Consider the following 22,035-nt stretch of genomic DNA (forward strand, 5'->3'; position numbering starts at 1 on the left):
GTTGAGAATCTAATATTATATTTTGTTCGGACATACTAGAGGGTTGTGACAAAGGTTGCTTTGCCACAACCTTTTAGTTTATTTACAGGTATTAAGTGAGGTAAATGGTATGGCTGATCTAAAAGCAGCATTAACGCAAGCCCAAAAAACTTATGAACAGGCACAGAAGTCGTATGAAAAACTTAACCAGAAGTATCACGATGCAAAGGCGGCAGTGATCTCTGCACAGAATACCTTTGCAGGGGTACAAACAATTGGTGATCGGACGACTATTACTACCAGTAGTCAATTACTGAAAAATGTTCAAGATAATTTAGACCGTATTTCTGCTAATTTATTAGTAGCAAGGGGAAATTTGAAAGCAGCACGTAATAATTTAGAAAATGCTAAAAAAGCAGTTGAAGTAGAAAAGGAAAATAACCAGCCGCTTAGGCAATCAACTTTTACTACTATTTCAACAAGCTATGGTAAAATTAAACTCTCAAAGGAGCCGGAGCCAGCTAAAACGACTCCTAAAAAGCAGTCGGATACGGAAACAGTAAAAATGACAAGGGCTGAGTACCGCAAAAAGATGAATCAACGAAAATAAGAGCGGGACAGAGCTAAATTGCCTAGCTGTCCCACCGTCTGAAGGATTGTTGCATTATTATCTTTAAAATAATTAAGGGACTGGGTTAATTCCCAGTCCTTTTTAAATCCGTTATTAACTTATTAATTTTCCTTCCATAATGGCGTGTTTGAATTGTTCAAAATCAGCTGTTACCTGTTCAACATATTTTAATGCCCAATCAACTAAGAGTGTGTCAAGCTTTTTTTGATGCTTTAAATAACCACGAATCATTGGGGCGGTTGGACTTTGAAAATGAGCCATTGCAAGTAGGTAAGCACATGTCTGACAATAAAACTGAAAACTCTCAAAATCAAGTTTATTAACATTGATGGACTCTTTCATGTCGCGGAACTGACGAATGTAATAACTTCGCCCGCCAAAATTGGTGCTTCCTAAGAAACGATCTGACGAAGATTGCAAAACGCGTTGGGCGGTCACAATCCGTTGTCCGGCAATGCCACCATTTTTGATTACCTGCTGAACAGGGAGCGAGAGCATGTTATAACGGAGCGGCATGGCTTCTTTAACCTGTAAAACAAGATGGCTGCCATCATTACCAGTAAGCATTATTAAGTAACAGCGCGTTCCAAAACTTCCTACTCCAACACTGTAACGGATAATATCTGAAATGTGGAAATTGGCTAACAGTACACGGACGTCTTGGCGAACATTTTCGCAGTATTGCTGATAACCCTTAACGATTTGCTGATAGCGAATAGCACTAAGATGGCGGGCACGTGGCGGATTATCACGGAAGACCAAGTGACCCTGGTTATTAACTGTCGCCATTTTTTGGATTATTTCTTCTGAATTACTGCGTTGACTCTTTTTCAGAACCTTATTAAGGACGGTTTGCATTTGGGTTGAAATATCGCCAAAGGACTCAATTGCTTTACCCATGTCTTCATATGCAAACGAGAAGTAAAATAATTGTGACAGACTCATCTTATTGGCACTTTTAATGGTATGACGATACGTTTTAGTGGTGACTTGAAGCAGGCGATAAAGGTCGGCACGATCAAAATTATTTTCTTCTCCGGCTAGTTCTGCACTAACTAAGAGTCTTTTTAGATCACTTTCCCAATTACCAATTCTTGCTTCATCAAAATCGTTTAACCCAAAAAGAAGCTTTCGTTCGGGAGAGGCATAAAATCCAAAATTATTTACATGAGCATCTCCGCAAATAATAATGGGAAGATTACTCTGGGATTGATATTTGAGGTCGTGTTCCATTAATTCGGCTGTCCCGCGAAAAAAGGCAAACCGGCTTGCAAGCATGCGTTGATGGCGGAGAGACAGTAATTCGCGAATCATGTTCGCTTCTGTTATTTGGATTGTTCGAACCGGATTACGACTAACGGGAATAAAAGTCCCCAGCATTTCACTAGTGATATCCTTTTGTCGTTGTTTCCCAGCGTTTTCAAGTTCTGCTTTTGTTTTATTTATTTGAATTTTTTTAAGGTCAAAAATATCAAGTTTTTGATTGATCAAAAGAGGCGCATCCTTTCAAAGACAGTACATTATACCCTATTTTAAATCTTTTATTTTGTTTGTAAATATGGTTTGATTGAGTTGATAAATAATGTTTTTTAAAATAAAATTAATATAAGTTAAGTAATAAAAAAGGAGTTGATATGGTGATTATTGCAGTGGAAAATTCACTTGCCCAGCATTTACACATTAACTCACAAATAATGTCACCTTCTGAGTTATTAGATACCAATGCTTGGACAATTCGGGTTGCTGGTGAGTTCATGATTATAATGAATAATTTGATGTCGTTTCCTGTTATCGTTCGTCATCCCCAACGATTTAATGATTCGCGATCATTCATGACAGCATTTAAACGTGAATTTTTACAATTATTAGAAATATCGCCAATTCCGCATGCAAAAATTAGAATGATCCGTGATGCTCAATTCGGTAAGGTGGCATTCACGCGGCAGATTCAGCCGGAAACACAACAGCAATTGCAAAAATACCAGAATTTAATGATAGGACCTAATTCAATCATTGACTGGGAGAAGAATCCTAGTAATGCCGAAATTGCCCTTCAATTAGCTGAACAAACACAAATTATTAATCAGGCAACTGATGAAGAATATGTAGTAATGGATATCTTTGAGGATTATTCTATCACTGACTTTAAAGTTCCATCCCATCCGGAACTTAATGAGCATAATCGTCGTTACCTTTATCGTTCGCTCTCAATTAACGATATTATGAATGCAACAGCAGTCGGTGAAAAGATTCTGGATGACTATGAAGAATATCTTGAAGAACGAAACAAGAGTGAAAGTATTATTGATCGTGACCTTGACTGCGCAGCTGATTATATTGGCTATTGCGAAGCGCTAGGTGAATCGGTTCTTGATGATTTGACTTTAATCTATCACTATTTTATTAATTATGAAAAACTGCATAATGAGCGGCCAACTGATACTGGTTTTCGTTCAAAGAGCGATGCCTTTCGTGAATTTGGTAAGTTTTTACGTGCTGAGGATCTTTTTTCAAGTGAAGACTATGACAAATTTGTTCAAGCGGTTAATCAAGGAATCAAGGACCTGAATTCAAAACAACGAATGTATCATCTCCAACGAATCATTCGTGATATGCAGCGGCAAGTACGAAATCAACGAGAACATGCAATTCAGTATGTTAATAAACAATATACTATTTATGTTGAGCTAAGCAACTATAATCCTAAAATGTGGCGACGGTTTACCGTTAGCGGTGATACCCGGTTGGATATGCTATGTTTTACAATCTTGGCTGCTTTTAATGCCGATGGTAATCACTTATTTGAGCTTCAACAGGGGTCAGTGCGTTATCAGCTGCCTATTTTTGATAGCGGTTTCGGCCAGACAAAGGATATTACGCAAAGTTGGGTTGGCGATTGCGATGTATCGCATGATTTTCACCTAATATATGATTTTGGCGATATGTGGGATTTCAAAATAAAATTTGAGGAAATTAAGCCTAAACGGATTCCTGCCCATACTGGTCCAGAGATTATTGACGGCTTTGGTTATGGAATTTTGGAAGATATTGGCGGAGTAACCGGACTTGCACAAGTGGCTAAAGATGATGGATCGATTAATAGTCAATTAAACATAACTGAATTCAAGAAAAAATGGGCACGACAAATTGAGAAAATTCATAACTGTTATGAATAATAAAAAGCATTACAATAAATAGTGAAAACTTTATTTAATCGAGGTCTTTAAATGATGGAGAAACGAGAAGATGCTATTCCAAAAACGATGAAAGCATGGGCAGTTACTAAACCGGGACCGATTGATGGAAAAGAGTCGCCAATTAAGTTTATTGAAAAACCAGTTCCTACTCCTAACCGTGGTGAAGTCCTGGTAAAAGTACTAACTTGTGGTGTCTGTCATACGGACTTGCATGTTACTGAAGGAGATTTACCTGTTCATCAACCCAATGTTACCCCTGGGCATGAAATTGTCGGAAAAGTTGTGGGATTTGGTCCAGAAACACAACGGTTTAAGCTAGGGGAACGGATTGGTATTCCGTGGTTTCGTCATGCTTGCGGAGTTTGTAAGTTCTGCCGTTCAGGCCACGAAAACCTTTGTCCCCACTCTGTTTATACAGGATGGGATCACGATGGCGGTTATGCAGAATACGTAACGGTTCCAGAAGGTTTTGCCTATCGTTTGCCTGAAAAGTTTAACTCACTAGAGGCAGCTCCGTTACTATGTGCAGGTATTATCGGTTATCGGGCATTTGAACGGGCTAATATTCCTGCTGGAGGTCGATTAGGTCTGTATGGATTTGGCGGTTCAGCGCACATTACTGCCCAAATCGCTCTTGCACAGGGGATTGAGGTTCATGTCTTTACTCGTGGTGAAGATGCCAAAAAGTTTGCCCTTGAGTTAGGGTGTTCCTCAGTCCAAGGCTCATATGATCCATCACCTGTGCCATTAGATTCGTCAATCATTTTTGCACCGGTTGGCGATATGGTATTGCCGGCACTAGCAAGTCTTGTTCCAGGCGGAACCTTAGCCTTGGCAGGAATTCATATGACAGATATTCCAGCGATGAATTATCAAAAAGAGATTTTTCATGAGAAAACGTTAACGAGTGTGGAAAGTAATACCCGGCGTGACGGAGAAGAATTTTTAACCCTCGCCGATCGCCTTAACATTCATCCAGAAGTGCATGAATATCCGTTAGCAAAAGCAGATGAAGCTCTTCGCTACGTTAAAAATGGTGATATTAAAGGTGCTTGTGTTTTGCGGGTTAGTGAAGATTAAACAATTGCTTTTTCTTTCTGCTTCTTGCTAAGATAGTGCAAGAGGTTTGAGAGAAAGAGGAGGCCTTTTCAATGAAATATCCCCAATTAGCATTAGATGAAGCTAAGGGACCCAAAGCAACAATTAAAACAACAATGGGTGACATAAAGATTCAGCTTTTTCCAAAGTATGCTCCCAAAGCAGTGGAAAACTTTGTTAAATTAGCAGAAAAACACTATTACGATGATGTGATTTTCCATCGGGTTATTCCTGACTTTATGATTCAAGGCGGTGATCCCACGGGAACTGGTCGTGGTGGCGAGAGTATTTACGGTCACCCCTTTGAAGATGAATTTTCAGAAGAATTATTTAATTTTACTGGTGCGCTCTCAATGGCTAATGCTGGTCCGAATACTAATGGAAGTCAGTTCTTTATCGTTACGAACAAGCATGTCCCAGAAGATTTGATTGATCAAATGAAAGCTATTGGTTATCCGCAAGAAATTATTGATTATTACGAAAAGCATGGCGGGACTCCGTGGCTGGATTTCCACCATACAGTATTTGGGCAAGTCCTATCTGGTATGGCGGTTGTTGAAAAAATTAGTAAAGTTAAACGCAACGCAATAGATAAGCCTAAAAAAGACGTTATCATTAAAAGCATTACGATTGAAAAATAGGGCAAGAGACCGAGAAAATTTTAATTTTCTCAGTTTCTTGCTTTTGTTTTACAATTGGGCAGATAAACTGTTTGTGAATAATAAAACCTAGATATTGAGCATCTAATAAAAAGCGCCTAAGAAACTAAAAAATCTTAGGTATTTTTTGGTAGAAAACATTGTGAAATTTTTGCAAATACAATCTGAAAACGCTATTATAACAATAGATAAAGCTATAGCTATAAGTGAAAATTATTGAATGTTAAAGATTTGACTATAGCTCTACTTACACGGTAGGATATACGTGTAAATGATGTGTAACATTTCACAAGTTATAATTGCTCAATTAATACATTGGAGGTTTTTGAGATGTCAGAATACCGTACTGAAGAAGATACGTTAGGTCCTGTTAAAATCCCTGCTGACGCATTATGGGGACCACAAACCGAACGGAGCCGGAATAATTTCCCGACTGGTCAATACATGCCATTAGCAATCATCCGTGCTTTATTGAACATTAAAAAAGCTGCGGCTCAAGCTAACATGGAAACCAAGGCGATCTCAGAAGAAAAGGGTAATTTAATCGTAAAGGCAATTGATGAACTACTCGCATTAAATGATGAAGAATTGCGGAAAGACTTCCCATTAAAGGTTTACCAAACTGGTTCTGGTACACAAACCAACATGAACACTAATGAAGTTGTTGCGCACAAGGCTCATGAAATTAACCCTGACATCGAAATTTTACCAAATGATGATGTTAACAAGGGTCAAAGTTCAAATGATACTTTCCCAACTGCAATGAACGTGGTTGCCTTAGAAGCTCTTGATAAGTTAAAGCCTGCTGTTCAACACTTGATTGATGAATTAAAGGCTAAGGAAGAGAAGTACATGAAGACTGTTAAGGTTGGACGTACTCACTTGCAAGATGCTGTTCCATTGACGTTTGGCCAAGAACTTTCTGGTTATGTTGCTTCTCTGGAACATGATCTTGACTACATTAAAACTTTAGAACCAACGCTAAACGAACTTGCAATTGGTGGTACTGCTGTTGGTACAGGTTTGAATGCCGCTGAAGGAATGCCTGAAAAGATTGCTGAAAAGCTTAGTGAAGTTTATGGATTAAACTTGACTGCTGACTCAAATAAATTCTATGGCTTAGCTAACCACTCTGGTCTAGATGTTGTTCATGGTGCTTTAAAGACTTTGGCAGCTGACATGTTCAAACTTGCCCAAGACATCCGTTTCTTAGCATCAGGTCCTCGTGCTGGTTATGGTGAATTAAATATTCCAGCTAACGAACCAGGTTCATCAATTATGCCAGGTAAGGTTAACCCAACTCAAGCAGAAGCTGTAACAATGGCTGCTTTACGGGTATTTGGTAACGATACAGTTGTAACGATGGCTTCATCACAAGGTAACTTTGAAATGAATGTTTACAAGCCGGTATTGATCGATGCCTTCCTTGAATCAGCTGACTTGATGACTGGTACTATCATGGGCTTTGCCGACAAGATGATCCACGGTATGACCGTTAATGAAGAACGGATGGAAGAATTAGTTGATAATTCCTTGATGACCGTTACTGCATTATCACCACACATCGGTTACCATGACAGTGCTAAAATCGCACAAGCTGCGGATAAAGCAGGAAGCACATTGAAAGAAGCTGCATTAAAGTCTGGTAAGCTTACCGAAGAACAGTATGATGAATGGATGGACATGCTTAAGATGACCAACGTTGATCGTGATAAGTAACAATTAAGTTAAAAGCAATGCCAGTTTCTGGCGAGAGTGGAAATGAGCAGTTCGAAAAGCAGCTCGCTATCCCACTCTTTTTGACTGTTAACAGGTATAAGATAAATAAAGGAGAACAATATCATGGCTGAAAAATTTCAACCATTATCTGTAAGTAAATTAGATAATGATTATGATGTTATTGTAATTGGGTCTGGTGGTACAGGCCTTTCAGCAGCAATTCAAGCAAATGAATTAGGAATGAAGACAGTTGTTCTAGAAAAGGAAGAAGAACTAGGCGGTAATACTAACCGGGCATCTTCTGGAATGAACGCTGCTGAAACCAATGTTCAGTTGCAACACGGTGTTATTGATAATGTGGCTGATTTCTACCATGAAACCTACAAAGATGGTGGACGCTTAAACGATAAGGATATGCTTGGTTACTTTGTATATCACACTGCGCCTGCAATCGACTGGTTAGCTGACCATGGTATTAAGCTTGATGATATTACCATTACCGGTGGAATGTCACGGAAGCGTACTCACCGTCCAGCAAGTATGGCGCCGATTGGTGGTTTCTTGGTAAAGAGCTTATTAGAAGTTGTCCAAAAGGAAAATATTCCAGTATTCAACAAGGTTAAAGTTAATAAGCTATTGCAAGATGATGAAGGTACGGTAATCGGTGTTGAAGCCAATGCTGATGGACTTATTAAGACTATTCATGCCAAAGCGGTTATTCTAGCTACTGGTGGATTTGGTGCGTCTAAGGAATACATGAAGCGATTCCGCCCAGACCTCGCTGATTATAAGACAACAAACCAGCCAGGAGCTACAGGTGATGGTTTGAAACTTGCTGAAGGTGTTGGCGGGGAATTAATGCAAATGGACCTTGTACAAGTTCACCCAACGGTTCAACAAGACAATCCCCATGTTTACCTGATTGGGGAAGCAGTTCGTGGCGAAGGTGCAATTTTGGTAAATGCTCAGGGGAAGCGGTTCATCAACGAATTAAATACTCGTAAGATTTGTGCTAACGCAATTACCTCACTTCCTGAGCACAGTGCTTACTTGGTTTTTGACCAGGGTATTCGTGATCATGTTAAGGCAATTGAATTTTATGACAAGGTTGGTCTTGTAGTACATGGTGACACAGTTGAAGACCTTGCTAAGAACCTCAATATGGACCCAGAAAACTTAAAGAAGACTGTTGCAACCTGGAATGAAGCTGTTGAAAATCATGATGATAAGGAATTCCACCGGACAACCGGAATGGATCGCGGAATTACTAAACCAGGATTCTTCGCAATTCATATTGCACCTGCTATTCACTACACAATGGGTGGTATCCATATTAATACTAAGACCCAAGTGTTAGATGGTAATGGAGATGTAATCAAGGGATTATATGCTGCAGGTGAAGTTGCTGGTGGATTACATGGCAATAACCGTGTCGGTGGAAACTCGATTGCGGAAACAATTGTCTTTGGACGCCAAGCCGGACAACAGGTGACTGTATACGCACGTAGTTTGAAGTAAGAATAAAATAGGTGGAATTTTCCGCCTAGAGCAATTATTTAATTATTATTGGAGGAAACACTTATGTTAAGGCATCATCATAAAGTTTTGCTTGTTGGTGATGGGGCAGTAGGATCATCCTTTGCCTTTTCATTGCTTCAAACAACACAAGAAGTCGATGAACTAGTCATTGTTGATTTAAAAAAGGATAAGGCGACTGGTGAGTCACTAGATTTACAAGATATTACACCGCTTACTAGCCCGGTAAATATCCATGCAGGGGACTATTCTGATGCGACAGATGCTGACGTAGTAGTGATTACTGCAGGGGTTCCCCGTAAGCCAGGTGAAACAAGGCTAGATCTTGTTAACAAAAATGCAAAGATTCTTTCAACGATTGTAACTCCTATTGTTGAAAGCGGCTTTAGCGGTATCTTTGTTGTTTCAAGTAATCCAGTAGACATTTTAACTACTTTAACTCAAAAACTGTCTGGATTTCCTAAGCATCGTGTTATCGGTACCGGGACATCCTTAGATACAGCTCGCTTAGATGTTTTGTTATCTGAAAAGCTGGATTTACCCGTTAATGAAATTGACGCTTTTATCTTGGGCGAACATGGTGATACGTCATTTGGTGCCTTTGATGAAGCAACGGTTAATGGTAAGCCGTTAAAAGAGGTTGCCAACCTGACCGATCAAGATTACGCTGCATTAGAAAAGGCTGTAAAGGCTCGAGGCAGTGAAATTATTAATGGGAAAGGCGCTACTTTCTACGGTGTTGCAAAATATCTAGCATATATTGTAAGAGCAATCATTGAAAACCGGAATGTTATGCTACCGGTATCTGTACCTTTAACAGGTCAATATGGGATAAAGGATCTTTATCTTGGATTGCCGGCAATTATTAACCGAACTGGTATTGAACGCGTAGTTGACTACGATTTTTCTGAAGCTGAGTTAAAAAAGCTGACTTTATCTGCTACTAAGATGAAGGAAGTCTTGGATAACGTAGAACTTTAATTATTTAAGGGAGAAAAGAAACTAATGGGATTATCAAAGGTAAATTATAAGGGCTTTATATGGCCGTTAATTGTGGGAATCCTTATTTGGCTATGTACTCCAATGCGGCCAGAAGGGATTAGTGTCGTTGCTTGGCACTTATTAGCACTATTTATTGCAACAATTGTGGGATGTATTACACAACCACTTCCAATTGCTGGTGTAGCATTAATTGGTTTTACATTGACTGTTTTACTAGGAATTGCACCGATGAAAGAAGCGGTTGTAGCTTTTGGTAACAGTACTCCATGGACAATTGCAATGGCTTACTTAATTGCTCGTGGTTTTATTAAAACCGGATTAGGACACCGTGTTGCATTACTTTTCGTTCGCTACTTCGGTAAGAAATCACTAGGACTTGGATATGCATTGATGGGAATTGACCTGGTTACTGCTCCGGCAACTCCATCTAACACAGCCCGTGCTAGTGGTATCGTGTTACCAATTATTGATTCCTTATCAAGCACATTCCATTCTTCACCAAAAGATGGTACAGAACGAAAGATGGGTTCATACCTATTATTCACTGAATTCCACGTAAACATTATTACAAGTGCTATGTTCATGACCGCGATGGCACCAAACATTGTTGCTGTTGGTTTGGCAAAGGAACTTGGCGTTAATATTACTTGGATTTCATGGTTCTTAGCTGCATTACTTCCAGGTGTTATTCTTTTAGCAATCGTTCCATGGATTATCTACAAGATGTATCCACCGGAAATCAAGGAAACACCTGATGCCCGTGAATTAGCTGATACTCAATTAGCAGAAATGGGTCCAATGAAGCTTTCTGAAAAGATCATGTTAGCTATCTTTGTAATTGCGATTGTTCTTTGGATGATTTCAAGCTTTGTTGGCATGGATGCGATGACGGTTGCATTTATCGCGGTTGTATTAATGCTTTTAACAGGTATTCTTACTACTAAAGATGTATTGAATGAAACCGGTGCATGGAATGTTGTTATTTGGTTCTCAATTCTAATCTTCCTTGCTGGAGAGTTAAATAAGTTAGGAATTATTCCATGGTTCTCAAAGACAGTTAGTCACTCACTCAGTGGAATGAGCTGGTTTGTAATTTTACTTGCTCTTGTATTAATTTACTTCTACAGCCACTACCTCTTTGCTTCTGGTACAGCCCAAGTTACTGCAATGTTTAGCGGATTCCTTGGTGTTGCAATCTCAGCAGGAGTACCACCATTCTTAGCTGCAATGCTTCTTTCATTAACAGCTGCTGCATATAGTTCAACTACGCACTATGCAAATGGTCCTGCCTCAGCATTGTTTAGTACTGGCTATGTAAAACAGGCTGATTGGTGGCGGATGAACTTTATCCTTGGTCTTCTATACTTAGTAGTATTTATTGGTGTAGGAACTGTTTGGATGAAAGTTATCGGTTTATGGTAATAAAAAAAGATCTGGTATGGCACCAGATCTTTTTTTATTACAACTCTTTAGCAATCCGAAGGGCAATTGATTCTGTCAAGATTATATCAGTAAAGAGATTACCACGAAGAGCGCCAAGAGCTGCTTGATACTTTGATTTACGCTGGACGATCGCGATTCTCTTTGGAACATTGAGAATTTTATTTAAGGAAATAGATAATGTTTTATCGTATGTCGGATGGATTAAAAAATTTCCGTTAATATCATATGGACGACCGAATGCCATTCCAGCGACTTGATTTAAATTAACATTAGCAAAGAGTTTAGCTTTATTATCATGCCAAGCAGGGATACTATCAATTGATTGAAGGGTTCCTAAGCCACAGACAACCATATCCATATTATTTGCGGTCTTAAATGCCTCAGTGAATGCTGGTTCCTGGTAAAGCGCATTTCGAGCATTATCATTAAGAATATATAACGGTCCGGGAATTGTATAGTAAGGTGAATCATATTTAGCAGCCGCTTTTTGTACCATCCTCATTGAAGCGGCGGAAGATTTATATTTCATGTTTTCGCCCATAAATTGAGTAAATACCAAATCTTGGGCAGGCTGTCTGCTAAAGTGATCAAGAACGGTAAAGATTGTTTCTCCCCATGATAATCCGATTACCATGTGTTCATTTATTAACGATTGAATTTGTGTTGCTGCAAAATTGGCAATAATCTTATCACGATCAAGTGGATTATCGGGATCCTTGATAACGTATATGTTTTTTATATTAAAGGTCTTTGATAATTGATGCTCAAGGTGAGCGTTTCGATCATATTCAGTATGAATATTAATGTCAACAATTCCACTAGAAAATGCTTCATCGAGGTATTTCATAATGAGATAGCGGCTGAGGTTATATTTTTTTGAGATATCGCTGATTGCCATTTTACTTAGGTAATAATCCTGTGCGAGATTTCCCAGCAATTGTTGATGTTGTGAATCCATTGTATTTCATGCCTTTCATGTTCAATGCTGTTCTAAGTATAGCATTATTTTTTAAAATTTTTAAAAATACAGCAAATATTTTAATTTTTTAAAAAAGATGGTAGAATATTAATAACGAGATGAGGAGGCATTTAGTAGATGGAAGATGAAGAAATACTCTCAATGCATGCTAAAAACCAGGGAGTACTTAATATTGCACCTCAATTTAAAGTGAAAAACCGTAAAGAATTGGGTGAAGCATATACGCCTGGTGTTGCAATTATTTCTAAGCTTATTGAGCGCTATCCTGAACTTAAAGATAAGTATACGCTTAGCGGCAAACTCATCGCTTTAGTAACAGACGGATCTGCTGTTTTAGGCTTAGGAAATATTGGTCCAGCAGGTGGGCTTCCTGTTGTTGAAGGTAAGGCTTTGCTATATAAAGACTTAGCTAACGTTAATGCATTGCCTTTGACTGTTGAGCAAGTTCCTGTTGATGAGTTTGTTACTACATTAAAAAATATGCAAGAGTCATTTGCCGGTTTCCATTTAGAAGATATTAAGGCGCCTCGATGTTTTGAAATTGAAGAGAAATTATCTAAAGCTGTTAATATTCCTGTTTACCATGATGATCAAGAAGGAACAGCAATTGTTGTTTTAGCAGCACTGATTAATGCAGCTAAAGTGGTAAATAAAGAGTTAAAAGAATTAAAAGTAGTGATTAACGGGGTCGGTGCTTCGGGTGTTGCAACTGCTCGCTTGCTTTTTGCAGCAGGTATTAAAAATATTGCTTTTGTTGATATTAATGGACCTGTTCATGCTGACAGCCAGAATTATAATCATTATCAAACTGATTTAGTAAAGCAAAGCAGCGATCAAACACCATATAACAGCTTGGACGAAGCTGTAGAAGGCAGGGATGTATTTATTGGCCTTTCTGATGCTGATGTATTAAACGAAGAACAGGTTAAGACAATGGCAAACGACCCAATTATTTTTGCCTTGGCAAATCCGCGTCCAGAAATTGACCCGCAAGCGGCTGAAAGAGCTGGGGTAGCGGTGATGGCAACCGGCTCAAGCCAGTATCCAAATCAGGTAAATAATATTCTGGTATTTCCCGGGTTATACAAGGGATTATTAACTACCAGCTTAAATAAAGTTGATTTTGGTCTTGAAATGGCGATTGCGTCTGGCTTAGCAAGTATGATTTCTAACCCAACAGCTAAAAAAATTGTTCCCGGGGTATTTGATGATGGTGTTGTTAATACAGTAGCTCAGGCAGTTCGTCACTATGCAAGCAAGGAAAATAGCAACTAGGAGAGTTTTCGATGCAGGTTCGTGAAATCAACATTCATTTGAAACGTAATTTTACTAAGTGGAAAAAATTTTTACAGTTCAATGAAATTCAGGTTTTCTCAGAAAAGGAAACCGCTTCTATTGATAAAACTTTTGTATGGGAAGAAAATGGCGAAATCCTGGCAACGGGGTCAATTGCTGGTAATGTGTTGAAATATATTGCAATCTGTTCCAAGATACAGGGCCATGGTGAAACTTTTAATAGTTTGGTTAGCAAATTAGAAAATGAAGCGGCAATGATGGGACGTTTTCATTTGTTTGTATTTACAAAACCGCAATATAGCCAAAGCTTTCAGTATGTTGGGTTTCATGAGCTGGCAAAAGTAGATCAGGGAGCTATTTTAGAAAGCGGGACATCTGATGTGCATGATTATATTTCTTCTTTACCGCATTTTGATGATCAGGATAATAGTAAAATAGCTGGAATTGTAATGAATGCTAATCCGTTTACAAAAGGTCATCGGTTTTTAATTGAAAAAGCCGGTAAAGAAAATGATCATGTATATGTTTTTGTAGTTAGTGAGGATGTATCGAGCTTTTCATTTGCTGAACGCTATGAATTAGTAAAAGCTGGAACAAGAGACTTGCCAAATGTAACAATTGTATCAGGAAAAGAATATATGGTAAGTTATGCTACCTTTCCAGCGTATTTCTTAAAAGATGACCAAAATGTTGGAAGATTTCAGGCTTCCCTTGATGGAACTCTTTTTAAAGAACAAATTGCAAAGCCGCTTAATATAACAAGCCGCTATCTTGGAAAAGAGCCATATTCTAAGACTACTGATGTATATAATGAAGAATTGAGCCGGGTTCTACCACCTGATGTTGAAGTAAAAATTATTGATCGAAAACAAGCCGAAGATCAAGATATTATTTCAGCAACGAAGGTACGAGCAGCAATTGCTAATGATAATATTGCGTTAGTTAAGAAGTATGTTCCAGATACAACGCTCGAATTTATTAAAAACAACTGGTCTGAGCTTCAAACTCGGATAAAGGAAGGAAGTATTAAATAATGGATATTAAGAAGACTGCACTAGCAGGAACTTTGGAATCTTCCGATATTCAAATTACCTTGAGCCAAGGTAGTAACGGTATCAACATTGACTTAGATTCCTCAGTAGAAAAACTTTACGGTGATCAAATTCGTAAGGTAATCACTGATACTTTGTCTGCTTATGGAATTGATAATGCTAATGTGAAAGCTGTAGATAAGGGCGCTTTAGATTGCGTAATAAAAGCACGGACGATGGCTGCTGCCCAACGTGCGCTTGATACAGTTGATCAACCAGACTGGGAGGTATTTTAATAATGGAAGAACGTTTACGTCGAACAATGATGTTTGTTCCAGGTAACAATGCCGGAATGGTAAAGGATGCTGGTATCTATGGTGCTGATTCCATTATGTTTGACTTGGAAGACTCAGTTTCAATGGCAGAAAAAGACGCTGCTCGGATGTTAGTTTACCAAGCTCTTCAAGCACAGGATTATGGCGACTCGGAATTAGTTGTGCGGGTTAATGGAATTGATACACCATTTTTTAAGAATGATGTTTTTGCAATGGTGAAGGCTGGAATCCAAGTTGTGCGGTTGCCAAAAGTTGAATCTGCACAAATGATGCTAGATCTTGTAAAGGTAGTTGAAGAAGCTGAGAATAAATTTGGTATTAAGCCAGGAACTACCCATGTAATGGCAGCAATTGAAAGTGCTAAAGGGGTATTAAATGCTCCAGAAATTGCTGCAAGTACAGACCGGATGATTGGGTTAGCTCTTTCTGCTGAAGACTACACTACTGATATGAAGACTCACCGTTATCCAGATGGTGCGGAGCTTGAATTTGCACGAAACATGATTCTTCATGCTGCACGTGCTGCTGGAATTGCCGCCTTTGATACGGTCTTCACGAATATGAATGATGTTGAAGGATTCAAACGAGAAACTGAGCATATTCATGAATTAGGATTTGATGGCAAGTCCTTAGTTAACCCTCGTCAAATTGATTGGGTAAACAAAATCTATGAGCCAACAAAGAAAGAAATTGAAAATGCGTTGGATGTTGAAGCAGCAATTGAAGAAGCTCATCAAAAGGGTTCAGGTGTTATCTCAATGAATGGACAAATGGTTGATCGTCCAGTCGTATTGCGGGCACAAAGAGTCATTCGTTTAGCTAAAGCTTCTAACTTAATCAATGAGGAGGGCGAATACATTGAAAAATAAAGTAGGTCGTGAAATTTCAGACGAAATCTTAAACGCAACAAACTACAAGCCATTTGAAACCACCGAAATTGGCCACCCGGTTGTTCACTATACCGGTCATGATGTTCGTGTAACTAAGGGTGATGATAAGTTAGTTGCCTCACTAGATGATGTAATTAAAAATAACTTGAAAGACGGAATGACGATTTCATTCCACCACCATTTCCGAAACGGTGACTTTGTTTTCAATATGGTAATGGATAAGATCATTAAAATGGGTTACAAAGATTTAACTTTGGCCCCATCATCTTTAACTGGGGTAATGAACGATAAGGTAATTGAAGCGATTAAAGCTGGTACGATTACTAATATCACTAGTTCTGGTATGCGGGGAAGTCTTGGTGAAGCAGTTTCTCATGGACTATTAAAGAACCCTGTTATCTTCCGTTCTCATGGTAACCGTGCGCGGTCAATTGAAAATGGCAATATTAAGATTGATGTTGCATTTATTGGTGTTCCTAACGCTGACCGAATGGGGAACGCAAACGGGATGAACGGTGAATCCGCTTTAGGTTCCTTAGGATATGCACTTGTTGATGCTAAGTATGCTGATAAAGTAGTTTTGATTACAGATACAATTGCTGATTACCCTAACACTCCTGCTTCTATTCAACAAACACAAGTTGATTATGTTGTAAAAGTTGATAAAGTTGGGGATCCAGACCGGATTGGTAGTGGTGCTACCCGTTTTACTAAGGACCCTAAAGAATTAAAAATTGCCAAGATGGTTAATGATGTAATTGTTAACTCTCCTTACTTTAAAGAAGGATTCTCTTTCCAAACCGGTACTGGTGGAGCGGCATTGGCTGTTACCCGGTTCCTTCGTCAAGCAATGATTGATAACCATATCACGGCTTCCTTTACATGTGGAGGAACTACTTCACCAATTGTTAAACTCTTGGAAGAAGGATTAGTTAAGAAAGTAATGGACGTTCAAGATTTTGATAAAGGTGCAGCTTCAAGTATGAAGAGTAATCCGGGTCAAATCGAAATCGATGGTTCTTGGTACGCTGATCCAGACAACAAGGGTGCTATGGTTGATCAATTAGATGTTGCAATCCTTTCTGCCTTGGAAATTGACACTGATTTTAATGTTAATGTGTTGACAGGATCTAACGGTGAAATCCGTGGTGCTGTTGGTGGTCACCAGGATGCTGGTACTGCTAAGATGACAATTATCTCGGCTCCATTAACTCGTGGCCGAATTGCAACAATTGTTCCTGCTGTTAACTCAGTAACGACACCTGGTTCATCAATTGACGTTGTCGTTACTGAAGTAGGGGTTGCGGTAAACCCTGCTCGTAAAGACTTGATTGAGGCATTTAAGAAAGTTCCAAGTATTCCTGTTGTTTCAATTGAAGAATTACAACAACGTGCTGAAAAGATTGTTGGTAAACCAGAAAAGATCGAATATACCGATCGAACAGTTGCCCTGGTTGAATATCGTGATGGTACTTTAATCGATGAAATCAAGCAAATCAAGGACTAGTTATGAATAAGAATTGCGGTGCTGGAGTTTTCTAGTACCGTTTTTTATACTTATTATTGCTATAATTAATGATGAATTTTTAATTTGAGGAGTTAGTATGCAAACTATTTTTGATCATGGTCAATATCAAGATATTCTGGCCGTTTTAAAAAATAAAGATGAACGTGTGGAAACGCAGAATAAATTATTAAAAGATAATCCATCAATGACTGTTGTAGCAGCTAAGTTAAATATTCCAGGTCCAATAAAAAATAATAAAAAAATACAAGAATTTTTTGTGACTGGACTAGATGCTTTTGAAAGTAAATTACTAACTACTGGTGTTAATTTTGTCATTAAGGATGAGTGGCTAGAAAAAATGACAGGGCCTGAACGGTTTTATCTTATTGAAGAAGATGCTGCTAAGCTTAAGAGCATTACTAGCCAATTTGAGGAAATGAAACCAAGCTTTCGTCTATTTGATTTAGATGTACTAACTAATAGTAATGGTAAAATTCAAACACTTTCGAGGGCAGATGCAAGCCAGCCACCGCGAAAATGCTTAATATGTGGACGTCCTGCTAAGGAGTGTGGGCGTTCGCGGCGTCACACGGTTGAAGAATTGCAAAAAAAGGTTAGTTTGTTGGTTTGCGCGGAATTATCATATAATCAAAAAACGAAAATGGCTAATTGGCTAACACGACTTGCTCAACAAGCTCTTTTGTATGAGGCCTCTGCTTGGCCTAAACCGGGGTTAGTTGATCCGGTTGAACATGGAGCGCATTTAGACATGGACATCTTTACCTTTATCAATAGTTCGGCTAGTTTGCAAAAATATCTCCACCAAGCGGCATTATTAGGGACAATGAGCCGTTCAACTAATTTATCCTTGATATTTGAAGAATTACGAGAATACGGTAAAAAGGCTGAAAAAGCAATGTTTACTGCTACAAATAATATTAATACTCATAAGGGAGCAGTCTTTTCTTTAGGAGTATTTGTTGCAGCAACAGGGTATAGTTTGCAACGCGTTAAAAGATTTGATGCAGAGGATATCCAGGCGGTAATTAAGCAAATGATGGTAAACTTAATTGATGATGATTTAAAGCATCTTAAAGCAAAAAAACATTTGACGGCCGGCGAAAAACAATATTTAGAATATGGACTATCTGGAATCCGTGGTGAGGCACATGCAGGCTATCCAACCGTATTTATGAATGGACTGCCAGCTTTACTAGCGTCAACGGGTAGTTGGAATAGCCGCATCTTAACAACTTTCCTAGAACTAGCCATGCACATTGAAGATTCTACTTTAATTAAGCGTGCTGGAACTCCATCAATTCAAGAATGGAAAAATCAAGAAATCAGTGAGTGTTTAGCAATGGGCGGTATTTCGACTAATGCGGGGCGCCAAAAGTTAATTGAAATTGAAAAGGAATTTAGTCAACGCAATTTAAGCCTTGGTGGAACAGCTGATTTGTTAATTGTGACTATCTTTTTAGGTTTAGTAAAGGAAGGTCTGCCTAATGAATTTCAAGACAAGTGATGGAGTGCGGATCAACTATTATGTTTATGGTACTGGAAAACCGGTAGTGTTAATTCATGGTTTTGGCGGTTATCAACAAATATGGTGCTTGCAGATTGAAAACTTAATCAGACAAGGTTATCAGGTAATTACATATGACCAGCGAAACCATGGTGCATCAGGCAGGGATCAAAACTTAACAACTATTAAGCCGCTGATCAAAGACTTATATGAATTGATAATGTTTTTACAAATAGAAAATCCGTTTTTGATTGGTCATTCAATGGGCGCGGCAGTCATCTATGGTTTCTTAAATTTTTATCCTGATTTTCCTGTAAGGGGTGTGATCTCAATTGATCAATCGCCTAAAATGCTTAACACGGCTCAATGGCAATATGGGTATATGGATGTTACAAGGGCATCATATAAGTTAAAGTTAAGGGAGCATGGCAATGTTCGTGAAACATTAAATGGCGTACCAGCGCAGGTAATATCAAAACTCGCACCAGAAAAAGAAATGTTTCCATTCGTTCGCGCGGAAAATTTGCCGTTACTGTATGACCATGCTAAGCGGGATTGGCGATCAACATTAATGAATACTCATGTAGCGACGTTATTGGTGACTGCCAATCAAAGTCCGTATTTTAACGGATCATTTGCGGATGTAATGAGGGATGCTAATCCAGAATTTATAACGCACCAAGCCGTTGATCAAAGCGGTCACGTAATTATGGCTGAACAGGCAAAAAAATTTAATGAAATAATGGATAAGTACTTACAAGAACATTAATTTATTTAGGTAATAGGGTTTTATATTACCGCCTATTTTTACGAACATTATTTTGTGTTCATTCATAAGTTGACGTAATATAAAGATGTTATTTAAATACAGAAAGGGTAAAGACGATGAATACTCGAGATTTACAATACTTTGTTATGTTAGTTAAATTAAAAAATTATACTCAAGTAGCAAAGTACTTTAATGTTTCCCAGCCCAGCATTACCCAAGCAATTCGTCGGCTTGAACAAGAATTTGACACGAATTTGGTACGCAAAGATCGGGTTCATCGGGATGAAATGATTACTCGAAGCGGTCACCTATTGTATAAAAAAGCAATTGCCATTAATAAAAAAATTGATATTGCGCATCAAGAAATTGCTCGTGCTGATCAACAACAAATAAAATTCGGCTTGCCGCCAATAATCGGTAAAATGTATATTTCGCATATAATTGGTAATCTTTCGAAACAGCTTTTACAACGGATCAAAATAGTTTCTGTTGGTTCGCATGATTTATTAGCTGAATTACAAGCAGGAAAAATTGATATTGCAATGCTGGGTTCAATTGCGCCGATCAACCAAGCAGGAGTTTTTGCTCAGCTAATAACAACTAGACCATTTAGTATAATCGTGAGCGAACAGCACCCGCTTGCTAAGAAAAAGGCAGTTAGTTTTCGGGACTTAACTGATGAGCTGTTTATTAACTATGACCAGCAATATGTACATAAGGCCGCCTTTCAAGCCTATTCTACTTATGCCCAAATCAATCCGCGAACAGCTGTTTATAAGGTTCCAAATATTTCTTGGATTAAAGAATTAGTTCGCCAAAATAAGGGAATTAGTTTAATGGTAAAAGATGCAGTAAAAGACGAACCGGGGATTGTTGCCCTGGATATTGAAGATCCAATTCCAGAAAAATTTTATATTTCAATTGCCACTCGTGAAGACTATATTTTAAGTAAGGATGAGCAACAGTTAATTTCGCAGTTAGAAGAAATTACACCGACTGCTTGACAAACGCCGTATAATTAAATAGTTAAGAGAATTGATGAAGGAGCTTGATGGTTTTGAGTAAGGATAAAGAGACGGCAACGGATACATTTGAGCCGGCTGAACATTTGTCAGAAAAACATCATATGGCGATTCCATGGCATGATTTTTTCACAAATGATAATTTTACCCCCGCATATGAAGCAAACTTAGTAGAACGTGCAGCGATTGTCGGGCGGATTGGGTTAATGATGCTTTCATATGGTACCGGGGCATGGCGGGTACGTGACTCGATGAATACAGTCGCACGGACATTAAAGATGACTTGCTCTGTTGATATTGGGCTGGTTTCCCTTGAATATACCTGTATGGACGCGCATCATAGCTATACTCATGCGATTTCTTTGCCAAGTACGAGTGTTAATACTACTAAACTTGCGCGAATGGAACGATTTATAAAAAAGTTTGATAAGCATGGAAGTGAGATGACAATCGGTGAAATTCATGCTCAGCTAGAAGAAATCGCCCAATCTAAGGGAAACTATGCTCCTTATCAAGTGGGATTAGCGGCGGCTCTTGCATGTAGTGCCTTTGTTTTTTTGCTAGGCGGCGGTCCGGTGGAAATGTTTTGTAGTTTTATTGGTGCTGGATTAGGTAATTATGTTCGGCGAAAATTAATTGATCGTCATATTACTTTATTTGCCTGTGTTGCCGTTGCGGTAGCAGTTGCATGTCTTTCATATTTGCTTGCTTTAAGCTTAATGCAGTTAGCCTTCAACGTTAGCTCGCGGCATGAAGCAGGTTATATCGGTGCAATGCTATTTATCATTCCTGGATTCCCATTCATTACTAGCGGGCTAGATATTTCTAAACTTGATATGCGGTCTGGACTTGAGCGAATGATGTATGCCGTAGCGATTATAACTGTTGCTACATTAGTCGGGTGGATTGTAGCATTGATGGTTAATCTGCGACCAGAAAATTTTGCTGTTCTTCCGCTCTCCGCATTAACAATGTTCTTATTGCGGTTACCGGCAAGTTTTTGTGGGGTCTTCGGCTTTTCAATCATGTTTAATAGTACGCCTAAAATGGCGGCAATCGCAGGAATTATTGGTGCGGTTGCTAATACGTTAAGGTTGGAATTGACAGATTTGACGGGGATTCCAGCAGGAGCTGCAGCATTTATCGGTGCGTTTGTAGCTGGTCTGTTAGCATCAATTGTTAAACGAAAGATCCAATACCCACAAATTTCGATCACCGTCCCATCAATTGTTATCATGGTTCCGGGATTATACATGTATCGAGCAATGTATAATATTGGACTAACTTCAATTAGTGTGGGAACATTATGGATGACAAAAGCCTTATTAATTATCGTGTTCTTACCATTAGGATTAATTGCGGCACGTATTCTTACTGATTCTAAATGGCGGCATAATGGATAGGAGATTGATAGTGA

The 22,035-nt window shown here is 38.7% G+C and carries 19 protein-coding genes; 17 read left to right on the plus strand and 2 right to left on the minus strand.

What is annotated here, in order from left to right; genetic code table 11:
- Positions 1-109: 109 nt before the first annotated feature.
- A complete protein-coding gene (locus H5S41_RS06795) occupies positions 110-589 on the plus strand; it encodes an efflux RND transporter periplasmic adaptor subunit (protein WP_182602789.1) in 480 nt (159 codons plus the stop codon).
- 114 nt (positions 590-703) lie between these two features.
- Here the strand turns inward: H5S41_RS06795 and H5S41_RS06800 are convergent, their stop codons facing one another.
- Positions 704-2,101: a DUF2252 domain-containing protein gene (locus H5S41_RS06800; protein WP_182602790.1), complete on the minus strand. Its 1,398-nt coding sequence runs from the start codon at positions 2,099-2,101 to the stop codon at positions 704-706.
- A gap of 143 nt (positions 2,102-2,244) precedes the next feature.
- On the opposite strand from H5S41_RS06800, the gene H5S41_RS06805 reads away from it, so the two are divergent.
- The 7 genes from H5S41_RS06805 to H5S41_RS06835 all read left to right on the plus strand — a co-directional run bounded on the left by H5S41_RS06805 (position 2,245) and on the right by H5S41_RS06835 (position 11,243).
- A complete protein-coding gene (locus tag H5S41_RS06805; RefSeq protein WP_220483253.1) occupies positions 2,245-3,786 on the plus strand; it encodes a plasmid pRiA4b ORF-3 family protein in 1,542 nt (513 codons plus the stop codon).
- A 54-nt stretch (positions 3,787-3,840) separates the two neighbouring features.
- Positions 3,841-4,887, plus strand: coding sequence for a zinc-dependent alcohol dehydrogenase family protein (locus H5S41_RS06810; RefSeq protein ID WP_182602846.1), 1,047 nt, complete (start codon positions 3,841-3,843; stop codon positions 4,885-4,887).
- Positions 4,888-4,958: 71 nt separating this feature from the next.
- On the plus strand, positions 4,959-5,546 hold the full coding sequence (locus H5S41_RS06815) for a peptidylprolyl isomerase (RefSeq protein WP_182602792.1): 588 nt from the start codon (positions 4,959-4,961) through the stop codon (positions 5,544-5,546).
- Positions 5,547-5,894: 348 nt separating this feature from the next.
- Positions 5,895-7,283, plus strand: coding sequence for a class II fumarate hydratase (locus H5S41_RS06820; RefSeq protein WP_182602793.1), 1,389 nt, complete (start codon positions 5,895-5,897; stop codon positions 7,281-7,283).
- A 123-nt stretch (positions 7,284-7,406) separates the two neighbouring features.
- On the plus strand, positions 7,407-8,801 hold the full coding sequence (locus tag H5S41_RS06825; protein WP_182602794.1) for a flavocytochrome c: 1,395 nt from the start codon (positions 7,407-7,409) through the stop codon (positions 8,799-8,801).
- 63 nt (positions 8,802-8,864) lie between these two features.
- A complete protein-coding gene (locus H5S41_RS06830) occupies positions 8,865-9,800 on the plus strand; it encodes an L-lactate dehydrogenase (RefSeq protein ID WP_182602795.1) in 936 nt (311 codons plus the stop codon).
- A gap of 24 nt (positions 9,801-9,824) precedes the next feature.
- Positions 9,825-11,243 (plus strand): anion permease, encoded by a 1,419-nt coding sequence (locus tag H5S41_RS06835; RefSeq protein WP_163705264.1) that lies wholly within the window; start codon positions 9,825-9,827, stop codon positions 11,241-11,243.
- 37 nt (positions 11,244-11,280) lie between these two features.
- Here the strand turns inward: H5S41_RS06835 and H5S41_RS06840 are convergent, their stop codons facing one another.
- Positions 11,281-12,222, minus strand: a complete 942-nt coding sequence (locus H5S41_RS06840) for a sugar-binding transcriptional regulator (RefSeq protein WP_182597708.1) — start codon at positions 12,220-12,222, stop codon at positions 11,281-11,283.
- Between the two features lie 138 nt (positions 12,223-12,360).
- Here H5S41_RS06840 and H5S41_RS06845 point away from each other — a divergent pair, with 138 nt between their 5' ends.
- From H5S41_RS06845 to H5S41_RS06885, 9 genes are all read left to right on the plus strand, one after another.
- A complete protein-coding gene (locus tag H5S41_RS06845) occupies positions 12,361-13,518 on the plus strand; it encodes an NAD(P)-dependent malic enzyme (protein ID WP_182602796.1) in 1,158 nt (385 codons plus the stop codon).
- A gap of 11 nt (positions 13,519-13,529) precedes the next feature.
- A complete protein-coding gene (gene citC / locus H5S41_RS06850; RefSeq protein WP_182602797.1) occupies positions 13,530-14,573 on the plus strand; it encodes a [citrate (pro-3S)-lyase] ligase in 1,044 nt (347 codons plus the stop codon).
- Positions 14,573-14,866 (plus strand): citrate lyase acyl carrier protein, encoded by a 294-nt coding sequence (gene citD / locus H5S41_RS06855; RefSeq protein ID WP_153709882.1) that lies wholly within the window; start codon positions 14,573-14,575, stop codon positions 14,864-14,866. The genes citC and citD overlap by 1 nt, the downstream gene beginning before the upstream one ends.
- A 2-nt stretch (positions 14,867-14,868) precedes the next feature.
- The gene (gene citE / locus H5S41_RS06860; protein WP_182602798.1) at positions 14,869-15,774 is read left to right on the plus strand and encodes a citrate (pro-3S)-lyase subunit beta; all 906 of its coding nucleotides are present in this window, start codon (positions 14,869-14,871) and stop codon (positions 15,772-15,774) included.
- Positions 15,764-17,302 carry a citrate lyase subunit alpha gene (gene citF / locus H5S41_RS06865; protein WP_182602799.1) on the plus strand — a complete coding sequence of 513 codons (1,539 nt, stop codon included), beginning with the start codon at positions 15,764-15,766 and terminating at the stop codon, positions 17,300-17,302. Before citE ends, citF begins: the two co-directional genes overlap by 11 nt.
- 97 nt (positions 17,303-17,399) lie before the next feature.
- The gene (gene citG / locus H5S41_RS06870) at positions 17,400-18,827 is read left to right on the plus strand and encodes a triphosphoribosyl-dephospho-CoA synthase CitG (protein ID WP_182602800.1); all 1,428 of its coding nucleotides are present in this window, start codon (positions 17,400-17,402) and stop codon (positions 18,825-18,827) included.
- Positions 18,808-19,596 carry an alpha/beta fold hydrolase gene (locus H5S41_RS06875; RefSeq protein WP_182602801.1) on the plus strand — a complete coding sequence of 263 codons (789 nt, stop codon included), beginning with the start codon at positions 18,808-18,810 and terminating at the stop codon, positions 19,594-19,596. The genes citG and H5S41_RS06875 overlap by 20 nt, the downstream gene beginning before the upstream one ends.
- A 116-nt stretch (positions 19,597-19,712) precedes the next feature.
- Positions 19,713-20,600 (plus strand): LysR family transcriptional regulator, encoded by an 888-nt coding sequence (locus H5S41_RS06880; protein WP_182597702.1) that lies wholly within the window; start codon positions 19,713-19,715, stop codon positions 20,598-20,600.
- A 53-nt stretch (positions 20,601-20,653) separates the two neighbouring features.
- Positions 20,654-22,021 (plus strand): threonine/serine exporter family protein, encoded by a 1,368-nt coding sequence (locus tag H5S41_RS06885; protein WP_182602802.1) that lies wholly within the window; start codon positions 20,654-20,656, stop codon positions 22,019-22,021.
- Positions 22,022-22,035: the final 14 nt, after the last annotated feature.

Origin of the sequence: Limosilactobacillus albertensis, assembly GCF_014145555.1 — a bacterium.
Taxonomy (GTDB): Bacteria; Bacillota; Bacilli; order Lactobacillales; family Lactobacillaceae; genus Limosilactobacillus; species Limosilactobacillus albertensis.